This is a genomic window from Paraburkholderia madseniana, from assembly GCF_009690905.1.
Taxonomy (GTDB): domain Bacteria; phylum Pseudomonadota; class Gammaproteobacteria; order Burkholderiales; family Burkholderiaceae; genus Paraburkholderia; species Paraburkholderia madseniana.
Genome location: NZ_VOSW01000009.1, coordinates 105,140 through 117,596 on the forward strand (window position 1 = coordinate 105,140; position 12,457 = coordinate 117,596).

The 12,457-nt window shown below is 62.1% G+C and carries 11 protein-coding genes; 8 read left to right on the plus strand and 3 right to left on the minus strand.

Going from position 1 to position 12,457, the window contains the following annotated elements:
* The first annotated feature begins 47 nt into the window (after positions 1-47).
* Both htpG and FSO04_RS07025 read left to right on the plus strand, forming a co-directional pair.
* Entirely contained in the window at positions 48-1,946 is a 1,899-nt protein-coding gene (gene htpG, locus FSO04_RS07020) for a molecular chaperone HtpG (RefSeq protein ID WP_154558989.1), read from the plus strand.
* A gap of 288 nt (positions 1,947-2,234) precedes the next feature.
* The gene (locus tag FSO04_RS07025; protein WP_154558990.1) at positions 2,235-4,031 is read left to right on the plus strand and encodes a hypothetical protein; all 1,797 of its coding nucleotides are present in this window, start codon (positions 2,235-2,237) and stop codon (positions 4,029-4,031) included.
* Between the two features lie 124 nt (positions 4,032-4,155).
* Here FSO04_RS07025 and FSO04_RS07030 read toward each other — a convergent pair whose 3' ends face one another.
* Positions 4,156-4,662 (minus strand): OmpA family protein, encoded by a 507-nt coding sequence (locus tag FSO04_RS07030; protein ID WP_154558991.1) that lies wholly within the window; start codon positions 4,660-4,662, stop codon positions 4,156-4,158.
* 242 nt (positions 4,663-4,904) lie between these two features.
* Between FSO04_RS07030 and FSO04_RS07035 the strand changes: the two genes are divergently transcribed.
* The 6 genes from FSO04_RS07035 (at position 4,905) to FSO04_RS07060 (ending at position 10,490) form a co-directional block, all read left to right on the plus strand.
* Complete coding sequence (locus tag FSO04_RS07035; protein WP_154558992.1) at positions 4,905-5,663, plus strand: chorismate--pyruvate lyase family protein; 759 nt, start codon at positions 4,905-4,907, stop codon at positions 5,661-5,663.
* Positions 5,663-6,136, plus strand: coding sequence for a DNA-deoxyinosine glycosylase (locus FSO04_RS07040; protein WP_154558993.1), 474 nt, complete (start codon positions 5,663-5,665; stop codon positions 6,134-6,136). Before FSO04_RS07035 ends, FSO04_RS07040 begins: the two co-directional genes overlap by 1 nt.
* Positions 6,133-7,056, plus strand: a complete 924-nt coding sequence (locus tag FSO04_RS07045) for a class I SAM-dependent methyltransferase (protein ID WP_154558994.1) — start codon at positions 6,133-6,135, stop codon at positions 7,054-7,056. Before FSO04_RS07040 ends, FSO04_RS07045 begins: the two co-directional genes overlap by 4 nt.
* Before the next feature lie 395 nt (positions 7,057-7,451).
* A complete protein-coding gene (locus FSO04_RS07050) occupies positions 7,452-7,694 on the plus strand; it encodes a DUF3311 domain-containing protein (RefSeq protein ID WP_154558995.1) in 243 nt (80 codons plus the stop codon).
* Positions 7,691-9,241, plus strand: coding sequence for a monocarboxylate uptake permease MctP (gene mctP, locus FSO04_RS07055; RefSeq protein ID WP_154558996.1), 1,551 nt, complete (start codon positions 7,691-7,693; stop codon positions 9,239-9,241). Before FSO04_RS07050 ends, mctP begins: the two co-directional genes overlap by 4 nt.
* A gap of 124 nt (positions 9,242-9,365) precedes the next feature.
* Positions 9,366-10,490: an FUSC family protein gene (locus FSO04_RS07060; RefSeq protein ID WP_171925008.1), complete on the plus strand. Its 1,125-nt coding sequence runs from the start codon at positions 9,366-9,368 to the stop codon at positions 10,488-10,490.
* A gap of 135 nt (positions 10,491-10,625) precedes the next feature.
* Here the strand turns inward: FSO04_RS07060 and FSO04_RS07065 are convergent, their stop codons facing one another.
* Positions 10,626-11,045 (minus strand): VOC family protein, encoded by a 420-nt coding sequence (locus FSO04_RS07065; RefSeq protein ID WP_154558997.1) that lies wholly within the window; start codon positions 11,043-11,045, stop codon positions 10,626-10,628.
* A gap of 287 nt (positions 11,046-11,332) precedes the next feature.
* Complete coding sequence (gene tal, locus FSO04_RS07070) at positions 11,333-12,286, minus strand: transaldolase (RefSeq protein ID WP_154558998.1); 954 nt, start codon at positions 12,284-12,286, stop codon at positions 11,333-11,335.
* Positions 12,287-12,457: the final 171 nt, after the last annotated feature.

A 12,457-nucleotide genomic window follows, 5' to 3' on the forward strand; every position in this document is an offset into this window, starting at 1 on the left:
GCCACGCCTGACTAGAACCCCATTCGTAACAGAGAGGAAGTCCGACCATGGCACAAGAAACCATGAGCTTTCAGGCAGAAGTTAAACAACTTCTGCACCTGATGATCCATTCGCTGTACAGCAACAAGGAAATCTTTCTGCGCGAGCTGATTTCGAACGCGTCCGACGCGGCCGACAAGCTGCGCTTTGAAGCGATCGAAAATAGCGGACTGTACGAAAACGATCCGAATCTGCGGATTCGCGTCTCGTACGACAAGACCGCACGCACCGTCACCATCGACGACAACGGCATCGGGATGAGCCGCGACGAGACGATCTCGCATCTCGGCACGATCGCGCGCTCGGGCACCAAGGAATTCTTCGGCAAGCTCTCCGGCGACCAGCAGAAAGATGCGGCGCTGATCGGCCAGTTTGGCGTGGGCTTTTACTCGGGCTTCATCGTCGCGGACAAGATCACGGTCGAAACGCGCCGTGCCGGTTTGCCGGCCTCGGAAGGCGTGCGCTGGGAAAGCGCAGGCGAGGGCGATTTCGCGGTCGAGCAGATCGAACACGCCGCGCGCGGCACGACCATCACGCTGCATCTGCGCGCCGATGAAGACGAGCTGCTGTCGTTGCATCGTCTGAAGTCGATCATCCAGAAGTACTCGGACCACGTCGCGCTGCCCATCGTGATGGCGAAGGAAGAGTGGGACGCTGAAAAGAGCGAGATGGTCACGAAGGACGAAGACGAGACCGTCAACCAGGCGAGCGCGCTGTGGACCCGTTCGAAGAACGACATCACGGAAGAACAGTACAAGCAGTTTTACCAGCATCTCTCGCACGATCATCAGGATCCGCTGACGTGGACGCATAATCGCGTTGAAGGCCGCAGCGAATACACGCAACTGCTGTACGTGCCGACGCATGCACCGTTCGACATGTTCAACCGTGATCATCGCGCCGGTCTGAAGCTGTACGTGAAACGTGTATTCATCATGGACGACGCAGAACAACTGCTGCCGGGCTATCTGCGTTTCGTGAAGGGCGTGGTCGATTCGGCTGATCTGCCGTTGAACGTGTCGCGCGAAATTCTGCAGGAAAGCCGCGACGTGAAGGCGATCCGCGAAGGCGTGACCAAGCGTTCGCTGTCGATGCTCGAAGAATTGGCGAACGCCGAAAACGACGCTGATAAGGAAAAGTACGCCGGCTTCTGGAAGGAATTCGGTCAGGTGCTGAAGGAAGGCATCGGCGAAGATTTCGCCAATCGCGAGCGTATTGCGAAGCTGGTGCGTTTCGCGTCGACGCATACGGAATCGCCGGAACAAAATGTCTCGCTCGCCGATTACGTCGCGCGGATGAAGCCCGAGCAAACGAAGATCTACTACGTGACCGCCGACACCTGGCAGGCCGCGACCCACAGCCCGCATCTCGAAGTGTTCCGCAAGAAGGGCGTGGAAGTGCTGCTGCTGACCGATCGCGTCGATGAATGGATGCTGTCGTTCCTGAATGAATTCGACGGCAAGCCGCTGCAAAGCGTCGCGCGCGGCGATCTCGATCTGGGCGCGCTGAATGACGAAGAAAAGCAGGCGCAGGAGAAGGTCGGCGAAGAGTTCAAGCCGCTCGTCGACAAGATGAAAGAAGCGTTGAAGGACAAGGCCAAGGACGTGCGTTTGACGTTCCGTCTGACCGATTCGCCGTCCTGCCTCGTGGCCGACGATGGCGAAATGAGCGGCTATCTGCAACGTATGCTGAAGGCGGCGGGTCAGGAAGCGCCGTCGTTCCACCCGATTCTCGAAGTGAATCCGGAGCATGCACTGGTGAAGGGCTTGCATGCGGACAGCGCGAATTTCGACGACTGGTGTCATCTGTTGTTCGATCAGGCGCTGCTTGCTGAAGGCGGTGCGCTGGAAGATCCTGCCAGCTTCGTGAAGCGTACCAACGCGTTGTTGCTGGCGCGTGCTGGTTGAGTTTTCGAGTTTGAATTGAGTCTGGACCGGCGTCGTTTTGACGCTTGTGATTGAAAAAATGCGCTGCCTTGGCAGCGCATTTTTTTTGCCCTCCTTTAACCAATCAAACCCATTCAACGCGCTAAATCGAGATTGATTTGTGAGATGTGAAAACGTGGTTCTGTCTTATGCTTGCGCGATCGAAATTTGGATGCTTAAGGGACTATTTGCAGTCTCCCGGCCGTTCACGCATCCGATCTCATTTCTGCAATTGCGCATTGACGCGCCGCGATAACTTTCTGTATTCCCATGTCCGATTCCGCACTACCAACCCCCGCCGATCCCGTGCATCTCCTGTGGTCGATCTTGCGCGAGCAAGGTTTCGACGCTGCTGAGCGACGGGCCCTCGAACTCATTGCAGAGGGTGTCACGCCGCAATTGCACGCGGACCTGTGCGCGAGCGCAGGGCGTTTTGAAGCGGCGTACCACAGTGCATCGCAACCGCAGATGCAGTCGGCAACGAACGGCGCGCGTTACGCCCGGTTAGCCCTGTTCGCCGACGCACTCGGCCGCGCTGACGCTGCGCAGCGCAACAGCGAGTTGGCGGTAAGCGCCCAGCCGTCGGCAGCGACGCTCGAATGGATCGTCTGGTTGATCGATCGCTGTGGCGCGCATTCGGCGGCGGCACACATGTTGCGCGCGTACGAGCAACACGAACCACAGGATGCCCGCGCCCCCTGGTGGTTGGCGATTGCGCTTGCGACGTCGCCGGATGCAAGCGCGCGAGCCGAGCGTCGCGCGGCGCTGTTGCGGGCCTATGTGCTCGATCCGGCGATCCACCCCGCGTTGCCGTTGCAGCTCGTGCTGGCTTTCCGCGAGATCCGCGATTGGCCCACGGTGGAACGCGTTTGTCGTGAGGTGCTGACACGCCATCCCGCCGATGCAGAAATCGCCTGGCAACTGAGCCATGCGCAATGGCAGTGCAACGACGCCGCCGCGGCCGAGGCAACCATGCGCGCTGTCGATGTCGCCGCGCCCGGCAATGCCCACGTACTGGGCGCGATCGGCATGTATCTGGCCGAACAGGCGCGTTTTGCAGAAAGCGAAGCGGCGCTGCATGCAGCGCTCACGCTCGACCCGTCGGCATCGCAAGCGGCCGTCGATCTTGCTGATCTGAAGTTGCGGCGAGGCGACTGGTCGAGCGCATGGCCACACTTCGCGGCGCGTCTGACGCGCGACGATCGAGAGTCGAACAACATCGTGACGGTGATGGAACGGCTGTGTCCGCGCTGGCAGGGTCAATCGCTGGGCGGCAAGACCTTGATCGTGCACAGCGAACAGGGCAACGGCGACGATATTCAGATGGTGCGCTTCGTGCACGAACTGGCAGCGCGCGTACGCGACGAGGGCGGTCGGCTGGTGCTCGCAGTGCGCCGGGCGTTACAGCCGCTGTTTGCGCGCTTTTACGTGGATTGCGTGTCCATCGAGGACGGACCGCTCGGCAAGCCTCACTTTGGGCTGCCGATCATGAGCGTGCCGTCGGTGCTTGGCTTGCAGCCTGACCAGGTGCGCGGCGGTGCCTATCTAACTGCCGATGCAAGTCGCGTGGCGGCATGGCGCGAGCGGATCTGCGCGTGGAGTGGGGAGGCGGCGCGATTGCATATCGGCCTCGTTTGGTCGGGCAGCCCGACGCATCGCCGCGACGCGAAGCGGTCGATTCCGCTTGCGACGCTGGCTCCCGTGCTCGCGCTACCCAATATCGTGTTCCATCCGCTGACGCCGGGCCGTGACGCCGATGTGGCGGCGCTGAGCGGAGAGGGGTATCGCGTGTGCGATCTGACTGCGCACTATCAGGCCGGTTTCGACGACGTGGCCGCGCACGTGAGCGCGCTCGATGCGGTGCTCACCATCGACAGTGCACCTTTGCATCTGGGCGGCGCGCTGGGGCGCCCGGTGCTGGCGATGCTCGATCACGTGTCGCACTGGACGTGGGGCAATGAGGAGACGCAACCGTGGTACGACTCGGTTGATCTGTTCCGGCAGCCGCGGCCGGGCGCGTGGGAGCCGGTGGTTGAGCGCGTGGCGGCTCGTCTGCAGGCGATGTAGAGCGCTCGATAGTTGCTCGCGAGAGTCGCGCTGAAACTGCAAAGTCGCATCTAAAAGACCGCAGACGTAAAGACGCCCGCATGACGCGGGCGTTTCTACGATCCTCACATCAGATGACGAACACCTACTTCTGCCCCATCAGCGTATCCATCGTTTCGCCGCGCACCACGATCTCGGTGCGCCGGTTCAGCGCGCGCCCTTCGGCTGTATCGTTGCTGGCGACGGGGTTGTTGTACGCGTAGCCCTTCGTCCTGATCCGGTCCAACGCCACGCCGCGCGCCACGAGCGCATAACCTACCGCCGTGGCGCGCGATTCGGAAAGCTGCTGGTTATAGTCGAGCGTGCCGACATTGTCGGTGTAACCTTCAACCAGCACCGGCTTCTTGCTGCGCTTGAGCAGAACGGCTGAACGATTGATGACGGCCGCTGCATCACCACGCACTTCGGATTTACCGAACTCGAACAGCGCGGCTTCGGGCAGCTTGACTGAGACACCATTGGCAACCGGCGTCACCTCGATGCCGACAGCCTTATTCAACGATGTTTCTTTGTCGCGGTTCAGCGGCGCCGCGCAACCCGCCATCAGCACGACAGACATTGCGCATGCAGAAGCGCCCAGGAACGTTTTCATGTTTTTTTTCTCCTTCAATATCCGATCACATGGCACGCCCTTCGATCGCGGGCGGACCGTCGACTTGTTAAAGCACGAAGGTTGTATCGCGCGTCGCTGGACCAGGAGAATCGGAACTGTCTGAAATCGATACACTGATTGAGGCGGTTCCGTCCGGCATGGAGATCGACTGACATTCCCGACGGGACGGCAGGTGAGGGACTCGCGATCCTCTGACAACTGCGCCGTTATAATCCGACACCATGCCTATCCGTTTCGATGCCGCCGACGCCCACTGGCGTGTCGCGCCCTTGCCCGGTTTTAGCGCCGCCCAGAAAGACTGGTTGACCCGCGGTGGATCGCTGACCGCGCATCTGCGCACGCTCGGCGCGGTTGCGGTGCGCGTGACGCGCGAAGCCGTCGCGCTACCGTGGGCCGACGAACACGCCGCGCTCGGCCTCGCGCCGCGTGCGCCGGTGTGGGTTCGGGAGGTGGTGTTGTCGGTCGACGGCGTGCCGTTTGTCGCGGCGCACAGCGTCGCGCCGCTGGCCGCGAGCGTCGGCGTATGGCAGGCCACGCGAAGGTTGCGTACGCGGCCGCTCGCCGAGTTGCTGTACAGCGACAGCAGTGTCGCGCGATCGTCGCTGGTGAGCCGCAGGCTGACGGCGCGTCATCCGTTGTACCGGTTGGCCGCGATTGAGATCGGTGGCGTGAGGCCGCATACGCTGGTTGCGCGTCGCTCGGTGTTCGAGCGCCACGGCGCGCCCTTGATGGTCACCGAGTGCATGTTGCCGGCGCTATGGGCGCGTCTGGCGTCTTCGGCCAGCACACCGTCTGCGTATTCAGCCTCCCCCCACGTTCACGCGCCGCAGCGTACTCATGTGCGTGAACATGGCCGGCCGCTCGAGCATACGGCGTCGCGCGCTCATGGTGCGCCGCGTGCGGAGCAAGAACACCTTTCCGAACGGGATGCAAATGAATCCGGGCACGCGCCGACATCGGACCGTAAGGAAAAGCGCTGATGCTGCGCGGCTTTCCTCCCGTCGTCGCGGCGGATACACACACGCTGATTCTCGGCAGCTTTCCTGGCGAAGCGTCGCTGGCCGCTACACAGTATTACGCGCATCCGCGCAACCAGTTCTGGCGTTTGCTCGGCACGGTGCTCGACGAACCGCTTCCCGAACTCGCCTATGAAGAACGGCTACCGCGTTTGCTATCGCACGGCATCGGCGTGTGGGACGTGCTCGCCGCCTGCGAGCGCGAAGGCAGTCTCGACGCCGCGATCCGCAATGCCAACCCCAACGATTTTGCAACGCTCCGCGCCCACGCGCCGCTGTTGAAGAAAGTCTGCTTCAACGGCAAGACGGCAGGCCGCTTTGCGCCGGTGATCGGCGAAGCGGGCTACGTCACCCTCGTATTGCCTTCGTCGAGTCCGGCGAATGCTATGCTCTCGTTCGACCAAAAATTGCGTCTCTGGCGCGACATCCTTACATGACGAAATTGATCAGGCGCGCCTCGGCTGAAGCCCGTGCTTTCCGCAACAAAGACGCTGACGCCGGCGACACCACGCTGAGCAAACAGAAAGCAGTGCGCAATAAAAAGCGCGTGCTGCACGACGACGATCTACACGACGCGCCGCAAATCGAAGCGCCGCGCAAGCCGCGTTTCGCACCGGTTACGTTCTCGGAAGAGGGTGGCGTGCGCTTCCTGCACTTCGGCACGGAATGGGTGCAAGGCGCAATGCGTCTGCGTAAGCCGGATCACATCGAACTCGAATACGCGCAGCAGATGATGGCCTGGTTGCTGTTCATCGAAACGCCCAAGCGGATCGTCCAGCTCGGTCTTGGTGCCGCCGCACTGACCAAGTTCGCACACCGCTTCCTGAAGCGCGCCAAAGTCGAAGCAGTCGAATTGAACCCGGCCGTGGTCGTGGCCGCGCGCACGATGTTCGAACTGCCGCACGACGACGTCCGTCTGACCGTGCACGAAATGGACGCGTGGGACTTCGTCAACGACCGCGCCAACCACGGCACGATCGGCGCGTTGCAGATCGACGTCTACGATGCCACCGCGCGTGGCCCGGTGCTCGACAGCGTCGGCTTCTACCGCGCGGTGCGCGCGTGCCTGACCGAGGCGGGCGTGGTGACGGTGAACCTGTTTGGGGACCATCCGAGCTTCGTGCGCAACATGAAGCGCCTGAACGAAGCTTTCGACGGCCGCGTGGTCGCGCTGCCGGAAGTGCATGACGGCAACCGCATCGCCATCGCGTTCTCGGGCCCGGCGCTCGACGTGCCGTTCACGACGCTGCAAGCGCGTGCGAAGCTGATCGAAGCGGAACTTGGCTTGCCGGCGCGCAAGTGGATCAAGGGTCTGCAGGAATCGACCGGACAGAATGGCAGTTCGTTCTCGATCTGATGTGAGAATGGGTCGGGCCGCTTGAGGCCGCTTGAGGCCGCTTGAGGCAGGTTCGACCCAGGCTTCCCGTTGCGCTGGTACGACGGTTTCCCAACCGCTTCTCCAGTACATTGCACGGCCGGTTCGATTCCGTGGATACCCAGCACGCATGTCGACGATCGGCGACCCAGCCCCCGCGTCCAGCCGCCTCGCGCCCAGCCCTCATCTCTGCTAAACCGCCGCCCGGCGCGTCCCAGCAGCACATTTGCGCCTCGGGTCGTCCCTGCTTGACCGGACGTTCTCGGCTCCTATACTCTTTCGAAGCTTTCGGGGTACCCGTGGCCTACCTGCGACGGGACATCCACCACCCGTCCACACACGGGCCAACATTTCAATAATAGGGAAGAGGAGACGTCATGGCTCACGACGCCGACGCGAACAAGGCCAGCAAGCACTGGCTCTGGTTGCTGCTGTTGCCCTGGATCGCAATGATCTGGGTGCCGTCATATAACAAGGTCGAACCGCAACTGTTCGATTTTCCGTTCTTCTACTGGTACCAACTGCTGTGGGTGTTGATCAGCGCGATCATCACGGCGCTCGTGTACTTCAAGACCAAGACCCGCTCGACGGGCAGCTCGCAAGGGGGCGCACAACAATGAACGCCACCGCAACTTTCGTCTTCGTCCTGTTTTTTATTGGCGTCACCATTCTCGGCTTTGTCGCGGCCCACTGGCGCAAGGGCGACCTGGCCCATCTGGAAGAGTGGGGCCTCGGCGGCCGGCGCTTCGGCACCATCGTCACGTGGTTCCTGCTGGGCGGCGACCTGTACACCGCTTACACCTTCATCGCCGTGCCGGCCCTGGTGTTCGGTGCGGGCGCAACGGGTTTCTTCGCGCTGCCGTACACGATCCTGATCTATCCGTTCGCGTTCGTCGTGTTCCCGAAACTGTGGAGCATCGCCAAACGTCAGGGTTATGTGACATCGGCCGACTTCGTCTCGGCTCGCTATGGCAGCCGCATGTTGGCACTGGCGATCGCCGTGACCGGCATTGTCGCGACGATGCCGTACATCGCGCTGCAACTGGTCGGTATCGAAGTGGTGATCGGCGCGCTGGGTTTCGACACCAAGGGCTTCGTCGGCGATCTGCCGCTGATCATCGCGTTCGCGATTCTGGCGGCTTACACGTACACGTCGGGCCTGCGCGCGCCGGCCATGATCGCGGTCGTCAAGGACGTGCTGATCTATGTCGTGATCTTTGCCGCGGTCATCGTGATTCCGCCGCAACTGGGCGGCTTCGGTCATATCTTCAGCGTGGTGCCGCCGGCCAAGCTGCTGCTGAAGGCACCGGACGTGTCGAGCCTGAACGGCTACAGCGCGTACGCGACGCTTGCGGTGGGCTCGGCGCTCGCGCTGTTCCTGTATCCGCACTCGATCACCGCGGTGCTGTCGTCGAAATCGGGTAACACGATCCGCCGCAACATGGCGATGCTGCCGGCCTACTCGCTGGTGCTCGGTCTGCTCGCGCTGCTGGGCTTCATGGCTCTGGCTTCGGGCGTGAAGGACATGCCGGAATTCGCGCCGTACTTCAAGGCGTTCGGCCCGAACTTCGCGGTGCCGGCGCTGTTCCTGCACTTCTTCCCGTCGTGGTTCGTCGGCGTGGCCTTCGCGGCGATCGGTATCGGCGCGCTGGTGCCGGCGGCAATCATGTCGATTGCGGCAGCGAACCTGTACACGCGCAACATCCACAAGGAGTTCGTGAACCGCAATATGTCGCATGAGCAGGAGACCAACGTCGCGAAGTTGGTGTCGCTGATCGTCAAGGTCGGCGCCGTCGCGTTCATTCTCGGTCTGCCGCTCACGTACGCGATTCAGCTGCAACTGCTGGGCGGCATCTGGATCATCCAGACACTGCCGGCGATCGTGCTGGGTCTCTACACGCGTGTGCTCGACTACCGCGGCCTCCTGATCGGCTGGGCGGTCGGCATCGCAACCGGCACGTGGATGGCGATTTCGCTGAAGCTGGCGAGTTCGATCTTCACGATTCACCTGTTCGGCATGGCGATTCCGGGCTACGCGGCGGTGTGGTCGCTGATCGTCAACCTGGTGGTGTCGGTCGTGGTGAGCCTGCTGGTGCGCATGTTCGGCATGCAGCGCGCCGAGGACCGTACCCGTCCCGAAGATTATCTGGACGTGGTCGAAGGCTAAGTCAGCCGTTCCAGTTCGCCGGAAAAGCAACGCCCGCAGACAAAAGTTTGCGGGCGTTTGTCTTTCCGGAGCACTCCAGGGCACGATAGCGGAACCGTCCTTCAAAGCGTCCTTCGCGCGAGCCATGGCTTCTGCCGATTCCCCCCGTGTAGTTGTCCGCCGCTCGGCCATTAGCCGCATGGTGCGCACGATCACGTCGCCGTACTACCGCTATCGCCACGCGAAGGTGCTGCATAGCCTGCGCGTCGGCGTCGCGATGCTGGTGTCGATTCTCGCGACCACCGGTATCAACATTCCTCACGGCATCTGGTCGTCGGTGACCCTGCTGGTGGTGATCGGCGGCTTGCAACATCACGGCAATATCCGCAAGAAGGCTGCCGACCGGGCGGCGGGAACGCTGCTCGGCGCGGTGATCGGGCTTCTGCTCATCCTGACGCAGAATCTGACCGGGTCGCTGCCGCTCACCTATGTGCTGATGTCGATCGTCGCGGGGATCTGCGCATGGTTCGCGATCGGTTCGTCGGGGTATATCGGTCTCTTGACGGCGATCACGATGTGCATCGTCGCGGGCCATGGCGACAATCTGATCGACGTCGGTCTATGGCGCACGCTGAACGTGCTGATCGGCATTGTAATCGCGCTGGCGTTTTCGTTCGTGTTGCCGCTGCACGCGACTTATTCGTGGCGTTACGGGATCGCCGACAATCTGCGGGCCTGCGCGCAGATTTACACCCGTCTGCTGGAAGGGGACACGATCAACGAGGACGAACAGGTCAAACGCTTCCTCGCGATCAACAAGCGGTTGGTTCAGCTGCGCTCGCTGATGCCTTCGGTGGCGAAGGAGATCGATGTGCCGCAGGCCCGGCTCGAGGAGATCCAGCGGCTGCACCGTTCGGTGCTCAGTTCGCTGGAATTGCTGGCGATCGGCCCGCTGATGCGCGCCGATGCCGCGGCGCGCGCTGCGTATGTGCGGGCGTGCGGCGTTGAGGTGCTTGCCGTGCGCGGCATTCTGCTGGCAATGGCGCGCGGCCTGCGCTTTGGCCGCGCGACGCACTTCGGCATTCCGGCCGCGTCGCCGCTTGCTCAGGCGCACGGCGACGCGGCGCTAGAATTGCCGCCCGACTTGCAGGGGCCGTATTGGCTCGGGCAGCGCTTAGCCGAACAGGTGGAGCGGTTGCGCGCCTTGTTGCTGGAGACTGAGCCGAACTGGGACATCGAGCGGCGTTCGCCCGTTTTGCAGAAGGCTTAGCTTTTCACGTTGTCCGGGTGAGCCGGTGTGGCGGCCTGACAGGCTGCGGCTACATACAGTACGGCGGCTGCATGGTTACGGCGATCGCGTCGGCACACCGCCTCAGCCGCAACCATGCAGCCTTGCATGACGCGCTCAGGCATCCGGCAGCGTCACCATCCACGCGAGACCGAAGCGGTCCACCACCATCCCGAAGCCCTTGCTCCAGAAGGTGGCTTGCCACGGCATCGTCACCGAACCGCCGTCGGCCAGCGCGTTGAAATATTTCTCGCCCGACTCGGCGTCGTCAGCCGTCAGCGAGAGGCTGAAGCCGCTGAACGTGGCCTGCGGGTCGCAGTGGCCGTCGGAGGCCATCCAGTTGGTCGAGCCGAGCTTGATCGTGGCGTGCATGATCTTTTCTTCCAGACCGGGGCGCGGCTGGTTCTCCGGGTCGGCGCTGGGCGGCGCGTCCTTGTAGCGCATCAGTAGCAATACCTCGGCGCCGAGCTTCTCTGTGTAGTACTTGAGCGCTTCTTCACAGCGTCCGTTGAAAAATACGTAAGGCTGAACGTACATGATCGTCTCCCGGGATATGGATCAGCGGCGCCGCGCTCCTTCGGCAAATGGTATCGAGGGGCGGGCGTGCAGACGATTGTAGTCGTCCGTTGGGGCAGCAATTGTGACTTTATTTCGTAAGAAGCAGTGGCGCGGACAGGTATCGGATGTGCGGTTGTAAACGGCACGCGGCCCTGAACCGGATGGCTCAGGGCCGCGTATTCAACCGGATGCGCAACCAGGCTCGCCAATAAGTGCGCGACCTCGTGTGCAGCCGCGTACTCAAGCGGCCAAGACTAAGCCGAAGCCTAACGCAGCGCTTCGATCATTTTTTCCAGCTTGACGGCGTCTGCCGCGAACGCGCGGATGCCTTCAGCGAGCTTTTCGGTCGCCATCGCTTCGTCGTTGACGAGGAAACGGAACGACGATTCGTCGACCGGCACGCGTTCGATGTCCACGCCTTTGCCCATTTCAGGCGACAGCTTGCGCTCGACCGGCTCGGTGCTCTCCTGCAGCTTTTGCAGCAGATCCGGGCTGATGGTCAGCAGATCGCAGCCGGCCAGTTCCAGAATCTGGCCCGGGGTGCGGAAGCTCGCGCCCATCACCTCGGTCTTGTAGCCGAACTTCTTGTAGTACGCGTAAATGCGGCGCACCGATTTGACGCCCGGATCGTTAGCACCGCCGTCTTTCGCTTCGTCCCACGCGCTGCCGGCGTTCTTCTTGTACCAGTCGTAGATGCGGCCGACGAATGGCGAAATCAGTTGCGCGCCTGCTTCTGCACAGGCAGCGGCCTGCGCGAGCGAGAACAACAGCGTCATGTTGCAGTGGATGCCTTCCTTTTGCAGCACTTCGGCGGCGCGAATGCCTTCCCACGTGGAGGCCAGCTTGATCAACACGCGCTCGCGGCCGATGCCGTGTTCTTTGTACAGGGCGATCAGCTCGCGGCCCTTGGCGATCGACGCTTCGGTGTCGAACGACAGGCGTGCATCCACTTCGGTCGACACACGACCCGGGATGATCTTGAGAATTTCGGTGCCGAATGCGATCAGCAACTGGTCGATGATTGCACCGACCGGCTTCGACGCATGCGCCTTCACGGTCTTTTCGAGCAGCGGCTTGTAGTCGTCTTTCTGGACGGCTTTCAGAATCAGCGACGGATTGGTGGTCGCGTCCTGCGGCTTGTACTGGGCAAGCTGCTGGAAGTCGCCGGTATCGGCCACGACGGTGGTGTATTGCTTGAGTTGGTCGAGTGCGGTTGTCATGTTCGAGCCTTCATGGCGCGCGTGCGCCGTGGTTCAGGAGAAATGAGATCGCCACCGGAGGGAAAAGACAAACCGTTCCGGCGGCCGCGGGTCACGCTGCAGCGTTTGCCCGTCATGTTGCCGGGGAATTTTGACGGAAAGCGCTGCCGGATGCTTCTATTCTATGGCGGA

What these genes read in the sequence shown, in the direction of transcription:
- FSO04_RS07045 (WP_154558994.1), top strand. Translation starts at nt 6,133, where the DNA reads ATGACGAAATTGATCAGGCGCGCCTCGGCTGAAGCCCGTGCTTTCCGC.
- FSO04_RS07050 (WP_154558995.1), top strand. Translation starts at nt 7,452, where the DNA reads ATGGCTCACGACGCCGACGCGAACAAGGCCAGCAAGCACTGGCTCTGG.
- FSO04_RS07030 (WP_154558991.1), bottom strand. Translation starts at nt 4,662, where the DNA reads ATGAAAACGTTCCTGGGCGCTTCTGCATGCGCAATGTCTGTCGTGCTG.
- FSO04_RS07060 (WP_171925008.1), top strand. Translation starts at nt 9,366, where the DNA reads ATGGCTTCTGCCGATTCCCCCCGTGTAGTTGTCCGCCGCTCGGCCATT.
- htpG (WP_154558989.1), top strand. Translation starts at nt 48, where the DNA reads ATGGCACAAGAAACCATGAGCTTTCAGGCAGAAGTTAAACAACTTCTG.
- FSO04_RS07065 (WP_154558997.1), bottom strand. Translation starts at nt 11,045, where the DNA reads ATGTACGTTCAGCCTTACGTATTTTTCAACGGACGCTGTGAAGAAGCG.
- mctP (WP_154558996.1), top strand. Translation starts at nt 7,691, where the DNA reads ATGAACGCCACCGCAACTTTCGTCTTCGTCCTGTTTTTTATTGGCGTC.
- tal (WP_154558998.1), bottom strand. Translation starts at nt 12,286, where the DNA reads ATGACAACCGCACTCGACCAACTCAAGCAATACACCACCGTCGTGGCC.
- FSO04_RS07035 (WP_154558992.1), top strand. Translation starts at nt 4,905, where the DNA reads ATGCCTATCCGTTTCGATGCCGCCGACGCCCACTGGCGTGTCGCGCCC.
- FSO04_RS07025 (WP_154558990.1), top strand. Translation starts at nt 2,235, where the DNA reads ATGTCCGATTCCGCACTACCAACCCCCGCCGATCCCGTGCATCTCCTG.
- FSO04_RS07040 (WP_154558993.1), top strand. Translation starts at nt 5,663, where the DNA reads ATGCTGCGCGGCTTTCCTCCCGTCGTCGCGGCGGATACACACACGCTG.